At 56.0% G+C, this 14968-nt stretch carries 14 protein-coding genes; 3 read left to right on the top strand and 11 right to left on the bottom strand.

Annotated elements, in window-relative coordinates; all coding sequences use genetic code 11:
* Positions 1 to 54: 54 nt before the first annotated feature.
* From argS to speE, 4 genes are all read right to left on the bottom strand, one after another.
* Positions 55 to 1725, bottom strand: a complete 1671-nt coding sequence (argS, locus tag C8P63_RS05060; protein WP_108022260.1) for an arginine--tRNA ligase — start codon at positions 1723 to 1725, stop codon at positions 55 to 57.
* Positions 1722 to 2153: a YwiB family protein gene (locus C8P63_RS05055; RefSeq protein ID WP_108022259.1), complete on the bottom strand. Its 432-nt coding sequence runs from the start codon at positions 2151 to 2153 to the stop codon at positions 1722 to 1724. Before C8P63_RS05055 ends, argS begins: the two co-directional genes overlap by 4 nt.
* A gap of 105 nt (positions 2154 to 2258) precedes the next feature.
* Positions 2259 to 3134 (bottom strand): agmatinase, encoded by an 876-nt coding sequence (gene speB, locus C8P63_RS05050; protein ID WP_108022258.1) that lies wholly within the window; start codon positions 3132 to 3134, stop codon positions 2259 to 2261.
* Between the two features lie 13 nt (positions 3135 to 3147).
* Positions 3148 to 3975: a polyamine aminopropyltransferase gene (gene speE / locus C8P63_RS05045; RefSeq protein ID WP_108022376.1), complete on the bottom strand. Its 828-nt coding sequence runs from the start codon at positions 3973 to 3975 to the stop codon at positions 3148 to 3150.
* Positions 3976 to 4191: 216 nt separating this feature from the next.
* On the opposite strand from speE, the gene C8P63_RS05040 reads away from it, so the two are divergent.
* A complete protein-coding gene (locus C8P63_RS05040; RefSeq protein WP_245920703.1) occupies positions 4192 to 6243 on the top strand; it encodes a transglycosylase domain-containing protein in 2052 nt (683 codons plus the stop codon).
* A gap of 22 nt (positions 6244 to 6265) precedes the next feature.
* Here the strand turns inward: C8P63_RS05040 and C8P63_RS05035 are convergent, their stop codons facing one another.
* The 3 genes from C8P63_RS05035 to C8P63_RS05025 form a co-directional block, all read right to left on the bottom strand.
* Positions 6266 to 6508: a hypothetical protein gene (locus tag C8P63_RS05035; RefSeq protein WP_108022257.1), complete on the bottom strand. Its 243-nt coding sequence runs from the start codon at positions 6506 to 6508 to the stop codon at positions 6266 to 6268.
* A gap of 199 nt (positions 6509 to 6707) precedes the next feature.
* The gene (locus C8P63_RS05030) at positions 6708 to 7208 is read right to left on the bottom strand and encodes a YwhD family protein (RefSeq protein WP_108022256.1); all 501 of its coding nucleotides are present in this window, start codon (positions 7206 to 7208) and stop codon (positions 6708 to 6710) included.
* A gap of 80 nt (positions 7209 to 7288) precedes the next feature.
* Positions 7289 to 9046 (bottom strand): sensor histidine kinase, encoded by a 1758-nt coding sequence (locus tag C8P63_RS05025; protein ID WP_108022255.1) that lies wholly within the window; start codon positions 9044 to 9046, stop codon positions 7289 to 7291.
* Between the two features lie 312 nt (positions 9047 to 9358).
* On the opposite strand from C8P63_RS05025, the gene C8P63_RS05020 reads away from it, so the two are divergent.
* Entirely contained in the window at positions 9359 to 10759 is a 1401-nt protein-coding gene (locus C8P63_RS05020) for a PTS transporter subunit EIIC (RefSeq protein ID WP_108022254.1), read from the top strand.
* 55 nt (positions 10760 to 10814) lie between these two features.
* Positions 10815 to 11720 carry an N-acetylmuramic acid 6-phosphate etherase gene (gene murQ, locus C8P63_RS05015; RefSeq protein WP_108022253.1) on the top strand — a complete coding sequence of 302 codons (906 nt, stop codon included), beginning with the start codon at positions 10815 to 10817 and terminating at the stop codon, positions 11718 to 11720.
* Between the two features lie 156 nt (positions 11721 to 11876).
* Here murQ and C8P63_RS05010 read toward each other — a convergent pair whose 3' ends face one another.
* The 4 genes from C8P63_RS05010 to C8P63_RS04995 all read right to left on the bottom strand — a co-directional run bounded on the left by C8P63_RS05010 (position 11877) and on the right by C8P63_RS04995 (position 14791).
* The gene (locus C8P63_RS05010) at positions 11877 to 12170 is read right to left on the bottom strand and encodes a hypothetical protein (RefSeq protein WP_108022252.1); all 294 of its coding nucleotides are present in this window, start codon (positions 12168 to 12170) and stop codon (positions 11877 to 11879) included.
* Positions 12163 to 12963, bottom strand: a complete 801-nt coding sequence (locus tag C8P63_RS05005) for a ParM/StbA family protein (RefSeq protein WP_108022251.1) — start codon at positions 12961 to 12963, stop codon at positions 12163 to 12165. The genes C8P63_RS05010 and C8P63_RS05005 overlap by 8 nt, the downstream gene beginning before the upstream one ends.
* Before the next feature lie 275 nt (positions 12964 to 13238).
* Positions 13239 to 13832 (bottom strand): hypothetical protein, encoded by a 594-nt coding sequence (locus tag C8P63_RS05000; RefSeq protein WP_146172113.1) that lies wholly within the window; start codon positions 13830 to 13832, stop codon positions 13239 to 13241.
* 224 nt (positions 13833 to 14056) lie between these two features.
* Positions 14057 to 14791, bottom strand: coding sequence for a YheC/YheD family protein (locus tag C8P63_RS04995; RefSeq protein WP_170109510.1), 735 nt, complete (start codon positions 14789 to 14791; stop codon positions 14057 to 14059).
* Positions 14792 to 14968 lie beyond the last annotated feature (177 nt).

The raw sequence follows: 14968 nt of genomic DNA, 5'->3' as shown, positions 1-14968 counted from the left end.
GGCCCGGTTCCGGACAGAGCCTTCCCCCTTTGGCTCGTGTATCCCGCAACTCCATCACATCTTCACCGGTGCGGAAACCCCGATCAGGGTCAACCCGTTTTTGAGCACTTGGGCCACACCCGCCAGGAGGGAGAGGCGGGCCCGGAGGAGACGCTCATCTTCCTGGATCACCCGATGAGCGTTATAGTAACTGTGGAGCAGAGTGGACAGATCGTACAGGTAGCGGACCACCCGGTGGGGTGCCATCTGCTCGGCCGCAGAGGAGATCTCCTCCGGAAATTCCGCCAGTTTCTGAAGGAGATCAAACTCCGCCTCTTCCCGCAATGCGGAAAGGCTGTCCCGATCCACTTTCACCGGATATCCCCGCTCTTGTGCCTGGCGAAAGACGCTGTTGATGCGGGCGTGGGCATATTGGACGTAGAAGACGGGGTTTTCGTTGGATTGGGAAACGGCCAGATCCATGTCGAAATCCAGATGGCTGTCGGGGCTGCGGGACGCAAAGATGTAACGGGTGGCATCCACTCCCACTTCCTCCATCAGGTCGACCAGGGTGATGGCTTTGCCCGTCCGCTTGGACATCTTGACCACTTCCCCTCCCTGATACAATTTCACCATCTGGGTAATCAGGAAGGTCATCTTGTCCACGTCGTAGCCCAGGGCCGCCATCGCCGCTTTCATCCGGGGAACGTACCCGTGGTGATCCGCACCGAAAATGTTGACGATCCGGTCGAATCCCCGGGTGTATTTGTTTCGGTGATAGGCGATGTCCGGTGTAATGTAAGTATAGGAACCGTCTTGTTTGACCAGAACCCGGTCCTTGTCGTCCCCGTATTTCGAGGATTCCAGCCAGAGGGCCCCTTCTTTTTCATAAGTCTGGCCGAGTCGGGTGAGCTCCTCCACACATTCGCGGACCGCCCCCGCATCGTGGAGGGATTGCTCGCTGAACCAACTGTCAAACTCCACCCGATAAGCCCGGAGATCTTGCTTGATTTTCTCCAGAAGGTGCTTCAATCCATATCGCCGAATGAACGCGTAGCGCTCTTCCCTGTCCAGGTGGGTCAACCGGTCTCCTTCTTCTTCCGCGAGACGGTTGCCCAGTTCCACGATATCCTGTCCCCGGTATCCGTCTTCCGGGAAGGGAGCGTCCAGCTTGAGCGCTTCCCGGTAACGGGCTTCCAGGGAGAGGGTCATGTTATGGATTTGGTTTCCGGCATCGTTAATGTAGTACTCCCGGGTGACGTCGTACCCGGCGGCCTCCAGAACGTTGCAGAGCACATCGCCGATCGCCGCTCCGCGGGCATGCCCCAGATGAAGGCTGCCGGTGGGGTTGGCGCTCACGAATTCGACCAGCACTTTCTCCCCTTCGCCGATCCCGCTCCTGCCGTATGCGTCCCCCGCCTTTTCCATTTCCACCAGGACCTCTGTCAGATAGGACCGGTCGATAAAGAAGTTGATGAATCCCGGTCCGGCAATTTGGATGTCTTTGACGAAGACCTTGTCCCGGTTCATCTTTCCCACGATCTCCTCCGCGATCGCGCGGGGGTTTTTCTTGGCGATCCGGGCCAGTTGCATGGCCATGTTGGTCGCCAGGTCACCGTGTGATTTCTCCCTGGGAACTTCCAGCATGACTTCGGGCATCTCCTCGGCCGAAGCCAGCCCGGCTCCCATCACCGCTTCCCGGATCTCCTGTTTCAGGTTTTCTTTCATCCGTTCCAATGTATTCATGTGATTTCGCCCACCTCCGTCCATTCGATCGTCAACTGATAGCGCCCCATCGCATCCCCGCCCATGAACAGCCGGAACGAAAATTGAATCCGGCCGCTGTCATCGGAAAATTGACGATGGTAGGAAAGGGTCCGGACCTCCATCTCCGTCGTGCCTCCGGGGGTATCGACGACACAGTAAGTGGTCTTCCCCGGAACATACCGTTGCCGGTAGGAGACCATCCCCTGACGGATCACCGTCACATCGTCGCTGCCCGCTTTCACCGTGGTTTTCACTTCATCCGGGGTCCCGGGGTTTTCGGTGTACTTCAGCACCCAATGATGGTTCCGTTTTTCCCAACGGCCTTCCATTTGCTGTTTTATCTCTTCCTGATCCCCGCCATCTTCAGGATCGATGAAAGACTCCACCGAAAGTTGGATCCGTTTCAAAGGGCTCAGATCTCCTTTCCGATTGTATTGTATCTTACCATGGGCCGTTTTCGTTTTCCAGTGAATAGAAATTCCCTCCCTTCCAGGAGGGAACCGCTTCCGGGATTAGCGGGAAAACCCGAGCAACATCTCCCGGATGACCTTGGCGGCCACCACCGGGGTTTGTTCGGTGGGATCGTATGCCGGGGCCACTTCCACCAGGTCCGCACCGACCACTTCCACCCCGGAAGAACGGGCGATGGCATGGATCGCCGCCAGCAATTCGCTGGAACTGATTCCACCCGGCTCCGGTGTTCCGGTGCCCGGAGCATAAGCGGGGTCGAGAACATCGATATCCACGGTGACATAGACCGGACGCCCTTTGAGTTCAGGCAACACTCCTCGGAGAGGACGGAGCACTTCAAAGGGATGAAAGTGGACGTTCTCCCCTTCGGCATATTCAAACTCCTCGCGGGTTCCCGACCGGATGCCAAATTGATAAACATTGTCGGGTCCGAGAAGTTGGGCGATTTTGCGGAGGGGGGTCGCATGGGATAAAATTTCCCCCTCATAATCCGTCCGCAGGTCGGCATGGGCATCCAAGTGGATGACCGCCAGTTTCTTGTGGTATTTGTGCACCTCCCGGACCACCGGCCAGGTGACCAGGTGTTCCCCTCCGATTCCCAAGGGCATCTTCTTTTGCTGCAAAACCTTCTCCACAAAGGCTCCGATTTCGCTCACGCTCTTTTCCGCGTTGCCGAAGGGAAGGGGGATGTCTCCGGCATCATAATAGGTCAGCTCCGAAAGATCCCGGCGCAGATAGGGACTGAACTCTTCCAGTACCAGGGAAGCTTCCCGGATCCGTTTGGGACCGAACCGGGAACCGGGGCGAAAACTGACCGTCCAATCCATCGGCATCCCGAAGAGAACGGTTTGCGCCCGGTCCAGATCGGGGGAAGACCCGATAAACACATTGCCGGAATACGCTTCGTCAAACCGCATGATTCTCCCTCCTTCAACCGGTAAGCTCTTCCACAAAGCGAGGCAGATGGAAGAGGGATCGATGGAGCTCCGGACGGTAATAGCGGGTGTCAGGCGCTTTCAATTCCTCTTCCTCCAAGGCCATGGGATCGCGGCCCTTGGAGCCCAGGGTGAAACTCCACAGCCCGCTGGGATAGGTGGGGATGCTGGCCGTGTACAGGCGGGTAATGGGGAAAATGTCGGAAATGTCTTTGTATACCCGGGCAATCAGATCCCGGTTGAACCAGGGGGACTCCGTTTGGGCGACCATCACCCCCCCGGGTCGTAAAGCTTCGTGAATCCCCCGGTAAAAGGCTTTTTGGAAAAGCCCCACAGCCGGTCCCACGGGCTCGGTGGAGTCCACCAGGATGACATCATACTGACCGGGGTGGGCTTCAATGTGCTTGATACCATCCTCCACCCGGATCTCCACCCGGGGATCCTCCAGCGCCCCGGCGATGTGGGGAAAGTACTCCTTGGATACCTCAATCACCCGTCCATCGATCTCACAGAGAACGGCTTTTTCCACGGAAGGATGCTTCAATACCTCCCGGATGGCTCCCCCGTCTCCTCCGCCCACCACCAAAACACGTCTCGGATCGGGGTGGGTGTTCATCCCGACATGGGTCAGCATTTCATGATAGACAAACTCGTCGCGATCCGTCGTCATCACCATGCCGTCGAGCACGAGCATGCGTCCGAACTGACGGGTCTCGATCACGTCCAATCGCTGGTACTCCGTTTTTTCGTGGTGAAGGGTCCGACCGATCCGGGCCGTGATTCCGAAATCGGGGGTCTGCTTTTCCGTATACCAAAGTTCCATGTCCATCGTTCCTGATAGCTCCTTCCAGTGTCCGTCAAACTCTTAAAAGAACCTTCCATTAGAATAATCCAACTGAAGCTTCGACACAATCACGGATCGGAGAAGAAGCACCGCCAATCGCGTGTGAATAGCAACCCTCCCCCCCGAATCATACTAAAATGAGAATTCGGCGCCGGTACCACCGGCGGATTTCATGCGAAGAAAGGAGGGGGCTTGATGGGAGATGACATGAACCGGACCCTGCCGCCGGAAACTTCGTGGGAAGATCTCCCCTTCGGCAAATGGTGGGCCAGAATCCACACCGCAGCCCGCTGGTTCGGTTTTTGCCTGACCGTCGGTGTGGGGTTGGCGCTGATCACGGTGCTCTATTTGAAATCCAAGCCCCTTCCGCCACCTCAGATCGGGCTCACCACGCAGATCGTCGATGCCCGGGGGAACTTGATCGACCACCTGGACCGGGGAGAGCGACGGGACCCCGTGAAGCTGAAAGAACTCCCAAGATCCGTGATCGACGCCACCTTGACGGCGGAAGATCAGCATTTTTACGAACACTGGGGATTCTCCCCGAAAGGAATCCTCCGGGCGGCCCTGGTCAACCTGAAGCAGGGAAGGGTTTCCCAGGGAGCCAGCACGATCACCCAACAGCTGGCCCGCAACCTTTACCTCACTCATGACCGGAACTGGTCCCGCAAATGGAAAGAGGCCACCTTGACTGCTCAGCTGGAACTTCATTTTTCAAAAAATGAAATCCTCCGGATGTACCTGAACAAAATCTATTATGGACATGGGGCTTACGGGATCGAACGGGCAGCCCGCATCTATTTCGGTAAGCCGGCACGGGATCTGACCCTGGCGGAAAGTGCGATGTTGGCGGGAATTCCTCGAGGCCCCCGGTGGTATTCCCCTCTCGACAACCCGTCGAGTGCCAACATCCGTCAGAAGGCCATTTTGAACGCCATGGTCAAAAACGGCCGCATCACCCGGGCCGAGGCGGAAACCGCCAAAAAGGAACCCCTGGTCTACGCGGATCCACCCCGTCCCCAACCGGCACGGGCTTCGTATTTCCGGGATTATGTCATTCAGGCCGCCGTCTCGAAATACGGTCTTGAAGAGAGCCAGGTGAGAAACGGCGGCTTGAAAATCCACACCACCCTCGATCTGAACATGCAGGAGAAGGCGGAAACCGCACTGAAACATTATTTGAAGAACGACCGGGAGCTTCAGGGAGCGCTGATCAGCCTGAATCCGCAAAACGGCCACATTAAAGCGATGGTCGGGGGAAAGGATTACCACCAATCTCAGTATAACCGGGTTTTCGGCAAACGGCAGCCGGGGTCCACGTTCAAACCCATCCTGTACCTGGCGGCTCTGGAAAACGGACTGACGCCGGCGTCCCGGTTTGCGAGCCAGCCGACCACGTTCCTCTATCGGGGGGGGAAATACCGGCCGACCAACTATCACGGTCGTTACGCCCGTCGCCCGATCACCATGGCGGAAGCATTGGCCACATCCGACAATATCTATGCGGTTCACACCCATCTCGCCATCGGCGAAGAAGAAGCCGTCCGGATGGGACGCCGGCTCGGGATCCGAAGTCCGTTAAAACCCGTCCCCTCCTTGGCCTTGGGGACGAGCGCGGTCAGCCCCTTTGAAATGGCGAAAGTATACGCCACCCTGGCGGGAGGCGGTCTTCACCAACCTCCGACCGCCATCCTCCGGATCGAGGATTCGGAAGGAAACATTTTGGCTGAATCGAGGAACACGCCGGAACAAGTACTTACACCGGCGGAAAGTTACGTGATGACCTCCATGTTAAAAGGGGTGTTCGCACCCGGAGGAACCGCCAACCGGATCAAACAGATCCTGTCCCGTCCGGTCGCGGGAAAAACAGGAAGCACGGATTGGGATTCCTGGCTTTCCGGCTTTACCCCCGATCTCACCACCACGGTCTGGGTCGGATACGACAAAGGGAAACCCCTTCCCCCGGGCACATCCCGCCTGACGCACAACATTTGGGGCCGTTTCATGAAAGAAGCTCTGGAAAGCCGGTCAGCGAAGGATTTCCGTCCGCCCGACGGTGTGGTGAAAGTCAAGGTGGACCCGCAAACGGGGGAACGGGCGACCGACACCTGTCCCCAATCCTCGGAACTCTGGTTCCTCTCCGGAACGGAGCCGAAATCATCCTGTTCGGTACACCGGCCCTCCGTCCCGTCACCTGTCGAACAGCCTTCCCTCTGGGAACGCATCAAAAAATGGTGGTCCGGTTGAGCCGGCCACCATTTTTAAGGGATCAGCAATCGTCACTTCCGCCGATTTTTCCTTCGCCGTCCACCAGGACCCCGTTGTTGTGGACGGTGATCAAACCGGCTTCACTCAGTTCTTTCATGATTTCATAGAAGCTTTCCCTTCTCTCAGGGGGGAGTTCGTTCACAAATCGAGTGATCTTCTCCGGGGAGACCTTGGGAGTGAAAGGGACCCCGCCGTGGCGGACGAAGTGTTCCCCCCGAATCCCTCTTTCTTGACGTGATGTCATGGGGACACGCCTCCTTTCCCCTTTAGCATGCGCAACCGGGCCATTGGATATGGTCCCGGACAAAAAAAGGACACCAAAAACAGCGGGCCCTGAGCCCGCTGTTTTTGGTGTCCTAGCAAGTCGGTTCCGTAACCTGGATTTAAGTTTAACCTACCCGGACTTCCCGTACAAGCCGGATCATCTATTGTTCACACAGCGTTCATTTTTCGGTGGCCAACGCTTTTTTCAGTTCTTCCGGGGAGTTTTCCCACATCGCTGAATCGTTCTCCACGAGCAACTTGCGGAGGGCTCTCTTTTCCCTTTCCCCGAGCTCTTCCAGGCGGTACCGTCGTTTCAGCGCGTCATCCATTCGGTTGACGTGGAAAGCCAGGTTTTTCCATCCGCGGCGGGCTTCCCGGTCCACCCGCATCGGACAGGCCGCAGCCCCCGCGTAATAGGGTCCGTTCTCGTTCCGGTCGACGGCCACCCAGACCACCCAGTATTCCTTCCCGCCGGGCACTTCTTCGGGATCGCTGACAAATTTAATCCTCCGCTCCACGGAACTCTTGGCATGGATCAGCCCAAGATCGATTTTGGCCTCGTCCCCGTCGATCAAAACCGAGGACAAGTCACTCAAGTTGAGGGTGCCGGTATAGTAACCCCCGTGGGTGGTGGAATCCCCCCGGATGATATTGAAGCCGGAATTCTTCTTTTTGCTCACGCGCCTTCACCCCTTTTCTTCTCCCATTATTTTATCTCACCGTGGCATTCCTTTCAAAAAGGGCCTTGATCACAATGCTTCTAATAATGCTTCAGCATATTGACCCGTTCCACAACTTCACTCCGGTTCAGCGAAAAATCCACAGAGGTATCCTCCCCTGCCTGCGAAGGGGGACCTTTCCGGCTCGGTTGGCGTAACGGAAGGTGAATATTGAAGGTGGTCCCGCGCCCCGATTGGCTGGTCACATGGATCTGACCTCCGTGTTCCGTGATGATCCGGTGACAGATGGAAAGCCCCATCCCCGTCCCGTCTCCTTTGGTCGTAAAAAAGGGATCAAAGATGCGGGACATATGTTCCGGAGGAATCCCGCTGCCGTTATCCTGGATCCGGATGCTGATCCGATCCCTCATCTCTTTCCAGCGGATGCTGACCCCCCCTTTTTCGTTAAGGGATTCCAACCCGTTTTGCAACAGGTTGATCAACACCTGTTTCAACTGTTCCGCATCGGCTTCCACGATCACCGGTGAATCCGGAGGATACGGGATGAGTTCATGTCCCATCAGAATCGCTTTCGGATTGAGGAGCTGGTACACATCGTCGATCAAGCGGTCCAGGTTGAACAACGTGTAACGGACAGGCCGGGATTCGGACAAATGCAAAAACTGCTTCAAAAGATCGTTGATCCGATCGATCTCCGGCAGGATCACCGACTCCCACTTTTTCACTTCCGGGGATTCCGCTGCCGAAATCTGGATAAACCCCCGGATGGAAGTAAGCGGATTCCGGATTTCATGAGCCAATCCGGCCGCCAACTGACCGACGGCGGAGAGCTTTTCCAAGTGTCTCCGCCGCTCGTCCTCCCGGTGGCGAATCCGCTTTTGTTCGATCGACAACCGGTGTTCCGCCAGACGGATCAACTCCGAAGCGTTCTGGGCTTCCAAGGGGAAACTGGCCGTGCCGAGACAATAGTTGACCAGACATCGCTCCGACCGGAGTCCGTCGATCGCCTGCTCCACCGTGTCCAGGCACAAACGCATGGCGGAGTCGTTCCCCATCAGGCCGATGGCAAACTGATCCCCGTCATAGCGGGCCACCTGGGCATAGGGGGGAAGCTTTTTTTTCAGCTGGCGCGCAATTTCCATCAGAAGTTGGTCACCTGCATCGGTTCCTTCCTTCATATTCACCTGTTGGAAATCCACCAAATCGATGCAGACCACATGGTAGGATTGGTCCGCCGCCGAACACCGGGAGAGGCTTTTGTTCACCTGCTCCTGAAACCCGCTGAAGTTGTACACTCCGGTCAGATAATCCCGGCGGGTTGTCTCTTCCAGCTCATCGATGTATTCATGGAGTCGCGATTGGGCTTCATCCACCTTTTCGAGAAGTTTCGCGTTCTCTCTTTTCAATGTGTCGGACCGTCGGTTGGTTCGTTCCAGATAGATGCTCATCCAGGCGAAAAATCCAAAGAGAGCGGCTTCGGCCGCCAGCTGATAAGGCTCCCGGAAAAGGTCATTCTCCAGTTTCATCGACGCATACACGCCAAAGAAAAGAAAAGTGGATACCACCGTCTTTTCCGCGGAAGCGCGGTCGTGCAACAGGGCCAGAACCACCAAATACACCCAGAGGGAGGAAAGATCACCCGTAAAAAAATCCATGACGGCCAGCGATCCGAGCATGATCAGGGAGTAAAGGGGAAAAGGAAAATAAAAGGCCCACCTTTTTCTTTTCCACAACAGTGCCACCGCCAGTGACAGGCTGACCCCGAAGGCAACCCAACGCGGCCCCGGACCGGTCATCATCCCCACCAGGAGTTGGTCGAGGGTTTGAAACCCATCCATCAGCTAGAACCTCCCAATTCAGATGTCGGCATTTCTTTATTTCATCCAACGAATTCGAGATTCCTTGAAAGGGACGTTTCCACGAATGTCCATCTTCCTTGAGAATAACGATAGGGTTCCATCTTTAACACCAAATTTCCTTCCCGTGAATCATGGTTCGACAAAAGCTTTCAAATTCCGATACAAATCACATTTCCATCATGGTAAAATTATTTTATAAAATATTCTAATTTTTTCTCAGAGTGGAATGCTCACCGAATCCTGATCGTAATTTTGTAGTAGTGGACAAATATTTTCTCGGGGGGGACAACGGTGGAAAAAGAAAAAGTGTTGGCCGATTCAATCGTGGAGTTGTTGGGTGGGGAAGAGAATATCAAGAGCTTGAACCACTGCATGACCCGGCTTCGGGTCACGCCCCGTGAACGGGAATACGTACAACTGAAAGAACTGAAAGCCCAGAGCGGTGTCATGGGAGTGGTCGATTCCTCCGACCAGCTCCAGATCATCCTGGGACCCGGGACCGTTACCAAAGTGGCCCGCATCATTTCGGAGCGCACCGGGATCCAGGCCGGTGAAGTGGAGGACATGAAAGCAGCGGTGCAGGACAAAAACCGGACGCCTTTCAAGCTGTTCCTCCGGAAGCTGGCCAGCATCTTCATCCCTTTGATTCCCGCCATCGTTGCCGGCGGGATGATTATGGGCCTGACCAATGTGGCGATTCACTCTTTTGATGTCAGTGAGAAAAACCAATGGATTGTATTGCTTTCCTCGGTCAGTAAGATCATTTTCGCTTACCTGGCCATCTTCGTGGGGATCAATACCGCCCGGGAATTCGGCGGCACTCCGGCCCTCGGCGGAGTGGCGGGGGGGCTGATCATCTTTCCCGACATCGCGAACATCACACTGTTCGGTGAAGCCTTGGTTCCCAATCGCGGAGGGCTGATCGGAGTTCTGTTGGCCGCCTGGTTCATCACGGTCATGGAGCGATGGTTCCGGAAGGTGATCCCCAACACCGTCGATATCATCTTTACACCGACGCTTGCCGTATTGGCCACCGGGTTTGCCACCTATATCATCCTGCAGCCGGTGGGGGGAGTCATCTCCGACTCGATCACCGGAGGATTGACCTGGCTTCTCAGCGCCGGGGAAAGCGGATGGATGTCCATCGTTTCCGGAGCGGTTCTGGCCGGGACCTTCCTCCCGCTGGTCATGACGGGACTCCATCAGGGGCTGACCCCCATTCATATGGAGCTATTGAACCAGACGGGCCTCGACCCTCTGTATCCCATCCTGGGAATGGCCGGGGCCGGACAAGTGGGGGCCGCTCTCGCAGTTTACGTGAAATCCAAAAACCAAACGCTGCGTAATGTGATCAAAGGCGGTCTCCCTGTCGGGATCCTGGGGATCGGCGAACCGCTGATCTACGGCGTGACGCTGCCCCTGGGCCGCCCCTTCATCACCGCCTGCCTCGGAGCGGCGGTGGGAGGCGCCTTTCAGGCGGTATTGGGAGTCGCTTCCGTCGCCATCGGCGTCTCCGGACTCCCGATGGCACTCCTGATCCAACCGGGACAGATCCTTCTGTATTTGCTGGGAGTGGTCATTTCTTACGGAGCCGGATTTGTCATCACCTACTTCTTCGGTTTCAATAAAGGAATGGACACCCACTACGGAGACGAAGCACCGGCTGGGCCGGGACTCAATGTGGCCCCTTGAGGTGAACCGGAATTCTTGATTCCGGCGGGTTTTCCATGGAAAGGAGACACCATCGATGGAGCGGGAAATCCCCAACCTGAAAACGGAACAGGTGAATGAGGAGACCATCCGCCTTGACCGGATGAGCGCATTGGAGATCGTCCGGGCCATGAACCGGGAAGACCGAACGGTCCCCGAAGCGGTGGCGCAGGTCCTTCCCCAAGTGGCCCGGACCATCGACCGGATGGAGGAGACGATCCGCAACGGAGGGCGCATTTTTTATATCGGAGCGGGAACCAGCGGACGATTGGGAATTCTGGACGCTTCCGAATGCCCACCCACCTTTTCCACTCCACCGGGGCTGGTGACGGGACTGATCGCAGGGGGAGATCAGGCGATCCGCTCCGCCGTGGAGGGAGCGGAAGATTCAGCGGAACAGGGAGCCGAGGATTTAAAAGCTCACGCTTTCACCCCCTCGGACTTCCTCGTCGGCCTCGCGGCCAGCGGACGGACGCCTTATGTGCGGGGGGCCCTGGTTCATGCCCGGAAACTTGGCGCCGGCACGGCCGCCGTCACCGCCAACCCCGGATCCCCCGTCGGAGCTGAGGCGGAAATCGCCATTGAAGTGGACACGGGGCCGGAGGTGCTCATGGGTTCCACCCGCCTCAAAGCAGGGACTGCACAAAAAATGATTCTCAACATGTTGAGCACCGGCACCATGGTCCGCCTGGGCAAAATCCACCGGAACCTCATGGTGGATCTACAACCCACCAACGAAAAGCTGAGAGACCGGGCCATTCGCATCGTGGAGCTGTCCACCGGGGTGTCCGGACAGCAAGCGGCGGATGTCCTCAAAAGATGCGGCGGAGACCCCAAGACCGCCATTGTCTCCATCCTCGCCCGATGTGGCCCCGAAGAAGCGAAAGCCCGTCTGCAAAGAGCGGGAGGAAGGGTGGGGGACGCGGTGGCCGAACCCGAATAAAACAAAAGATCCCCTCCTTGGGGATCTTTTGTTTTGGAAGTCAAACGCCGGAATGTGTGGCCTTCCCGATGGACCATTGCAAAATCTCACCGGACTGGCGGATCACAGCCCCGGCCGTGTCCGAGTCATGGGATACCGGGATACGACAATCACCGATCAAAAATCAACGGGCATTCCCCCGAAAGGCTCCTTCACGGAGGCGGGAGAAGCGGGGCGGGGCTCCGGCTTGGACCGCTCTTGCCGACCGACCGGGGAATCCTCCACGGAACGACCGGAAAGATCCAGGTTTCCCGTCAGATAGGTGAACAGGAGGTTTTTGACCAGCCCGCTGAAGTTGACATCCTCCCGGTCAATGTACTCCAGCATCATACGCTGAGTCCGATCTCTCGGGTTAAAACTGACGGGACGGTTGACGCGGGTTTTCCCCCGGTATGGATCATGATCATGCATGGGTCAGGCTCCTCCCCACTTCATAAAAGCCTTCCACATTGGCGTAAAGGGGACGTTCCGCGGCGTAGGCAAACCCGAAACCGATCCGTTTGAGGGGTTCCTCCAATTCCTCCGCCTTGCCGCCGATGATCTTCACCCGGTTGGAGGGGGACCAGGATTTACCGATCTCCGAGGCGATCTGCCCGGCCATCAGATCGGGATCCGCTCCACGGACACTGTCCCAGCCGAGGGGAATCGTCCCCGACTCCTTTCCTATGTAGATGCCATCTTTGAAAGTGGCGTAATTGGTGGTCCGGGCTCCGGGGTCCACGATCCGGACCGTCCCCGATTCGGGAGCGGCGAAATAACTGGAGGCGCACTCCAGAGCCAACCCCACTTTTTCAATGGTAAACCTGCGGTGAACCCCGTTCACCGTCACTTCGTGCTCCCCTTCCAAGAGCCGCTTCAGCCCGGCCCGTTCCCGTTCATCGGTGTAGAGATTAATGGGCAAACCCGTCATCACCCGGCATCGATCCATCACCTCCGACCGAAACACGGCCACCAACACTTCGAGAAGCGTTTGATCATGAACTTTGCTTTCCGTCATCAGCCGCTGGGGATACCCTTCCCGTTGAGCCAATTCGCCGACAAAGTAGTCTTTTCCGTTATAACGGACCTCCAGGTCGTTTTCCAAATGCTCGCGATGTCCTTCAATCGCCTTGCTCACTGAACTGGGAAAACAGAACATACCCCGTGCGTTCTTCACCTTGGTGCCGTGACGCCCGGCATCCACGGCGATCAGAGGAATATCCATGATGAGTCCTCTCCTTCGGTCAGATGAAATGATTCTATTTCATCTTAACGAAATGTGCTCACAAGAGTAAACACAGAAACGGATTGTCAGCACATTTGTTCATACTAAGAATTCTTTCAACCCGCTTTTGTTCATACAATTGTATTACATCAAAACAGAATGGATCTCCGGGATGCCGGAGATCCATTCCTTATGGAGAATCTTGACCCTCACTCTTTTCTTTTTTGTGTTTCACGTTACCCCGGAGGAAAAGAGCTCCTCTTATCTCCTCCGATTCATTTCTCCCAGACGGCCTTCTTCATCGGAATCCCGTCATTTCTCAATTCCCGACGGGGTTCTCCGTTGATGGAATAAGCGGCCGGGTTTTCCCGCGCCACGGAGGAAGTCCAGCGCTCCCTCCGCTCCGGCTGAGATGGTTCCCCCTCCTGCCATTGATAAGCGGTTCGGACATCGGGCTCGTACCCCGTTCCTTCACCCGATCCCTTCCACCATTTCCGGTAGCGTTGTCTGGCCAAAGGAGTCCGCTCATGTTCCTCCAGCAACGTATGTACGATGGTATCCTTCAGGATGCTCTTGATTTCTTCGCTCCGGTAACCGTTGTCCACTTCTTCCACCCAACCGTAGACCGGGCCGTCTTCTTCACTGAAGGTCACATTCCGTTGGGTCGGGGAAAGTTCCTGCATGGAACGGAGCCGCTCACGAAAGTTGTCCTGGTCACAGATCGTGTCGAGGGGAAAGTAAACTCCTTTCAGATAAGACTGGATGCAGTATTTGACCAGCAAGGGAAACTGGCCACGGGGCAGAATATCGTACCAGTTCCGCAAAAAACGGTCTTTTTTTCCCAGATACACTCCCACGGTAATTGCCATCCTTATTGACCCGCCTTTCATGTTTGGAATGGGAAACCTTTCGGCCCTTCCCCGGAACCGTCGTCAGAGCCATTCAACAGACAAAGAAGGCAGCCCCGCATTTTTTTCTCTTGATGGGGCTGTGAATCCTTCTTTTGCCAAATATACTACCAATGGCTTGTATGCAAAGTCAACAGAATATTTTGTCGAATAAAGACAACTTCTCCCGGCCCCCGAAATAACCTTCACAAGCGCCGGTGAACCATGAGAATTCTGCGGTAAATCTCCGGCCGGCCGATCTTGCGGAACATCTGAAAGCGTGGACGGGTGTTCACTTCGAAAATCCACAATTTTCCCTGCTGATCCAACCCCACGTCGATCCCCAGTTCTTTGATCCCGGGAAAACGGGCCTCAAGCACCTCAGCCGCGAGCAGCGACACTCTCTCCAGTACCCTCTTCAGCCGTTCCGGCTTTTTCGGGAGGTCCACCTTTTTCAGAGCCTGCTCCAGTTGAAGGGGCCTGCCGCCTTGGGAATGATTGGTCAAAAATTGACCCTTGCCCGCCACTTTGGCCACCATACCGCTCACCGTCCAACGATTCGGTTTCTGCAACAACACCCGTATATCGAAGGGACGGCTTTGTACCGTGGCCAGATCGATCCCTTGCTGAAGGAGATACTTCCGCCCGGGGGACAGGAGTTTTTCAACGGTGAATGGCAATGTCGCCCCTTCCAGCGTTCGACAGACTTGTCGAAAACAAACCTCATAGTTTCCGGATCTCTCCCGTATCCGGACAATCCCCGCTCCTCCTCCCCCCTTATCCGGTTTGACAAACACCGTCGGGTACTCCCGGAGCATCCGTTTCAGGGAGTCAATGGAAAACCAAACAGTTCGGGGCAGGTGGGAGCGAAGCAGGGGATGCTGTTCCATCACTCGGGTTTTCAATCCCTTGCTGGCGATCTGACGGTAATTGCGCTTCATCATGGACACCCCATTCTTATTCCGTGCTCACAGTTTATTCGGGGTTTATGGCATCGGAGAGAGGCTTTCAGCCCAATTTTGTTTCGTATGTTAAAATGGAAGGGTGATCAAACTGTAGTTTGTTCCGTACAAAGGATTGTGGCAAAATGTTCACAACTCGATTGTGGCATCCAATAA

Source organism: Melghirimyces profundicolus (assembly GCF_003054245.1).
GTDB lineage: Bacteria > Bacillota > Bacilli > Thermoactinomycetales > DSM-45169 > Melghirimyces > Melghirimyces profundicolus.
This window is presented reverse-complemented; position numbering and strand designations above follow the sequence as displayed.

Bases quoted from the DNA above. Each gene is read 5' to 3' on its own strand.
- argS (WP_108022260.1), bottom strand. From the start codon at position 1,725: ATGAATACATTGGAACGGATGAAAGAAAACCTGAAACAGGAGATCCGG.
- speE (WP_108022376.1), bottom strand. From the start codon at position 3,975: ATGGAACTTTGGTATACGGAAAAGCAGACCCCCGATTTCGGAATCACG.
- C8P63_RS05035 (WP_108022257.1), bottom strand. From the start codon at position 6,508: ATGACATCACGTCAAGAAAGAGGGATTCGGGGGGAACACTTCGTCCGC.
- C8P63_RS05005 (WP_108022251.1), bottom strand. From the start codon at position 12,963: ATGGATATTCCTCTGATCGCCGTGGATGCCGGGCGTCACGGCACCAAG.
- C8P63_RS05010 (WP_108022252.1), bottom strand. From the start codon at position 12,170: ATGCATGATCATGATCCATACCGGGGGAAAACCCGCGTCAACCGTCCC.
- C8P63_RS04995 (WP_170109510.1), bottom strand. From the start codon at position 14,791: ATGAAGCGCAATTACCGTCAGATCGCCAGCAAGGGATTGAAAACCCGA.
- C8P63_RS05025 (WP_108022255.1), bottom strand. From the start codon at position 9,046: ATGGATGGGTTTCAAACCCTCGACCAACTCCTGGTGGGGATGATGACC.
- C8P63_RS05040 (WP_245920703.1), top strand. From the start codon at position 4,192: ATGGGAGATGACATGAACCGGACCCTGCCGCCGGAAACTTCGTGGGAA.
- murQ (WP_108022253.1), top strand. From the start codon at position 10,815: ATGGAGCGGGAAATCCCCAACCTGAAAACGGAACAGGTGAATGAGGAG.
- C8P63_RS05000 (WP_146172113.1), bottom strand. From the start codon at position 13,832: ATGGCAATTACCGTGGGAGTGTATCTGGGAAAAAAAGACCGTTTTTTG.
- speB (WP_108022258.1), bottom strand. From the start codon at position 3,134: ATGCGGTTTGACGAAGCGTATTCCGGCAATGTGTTTATCGGGTCTTCC.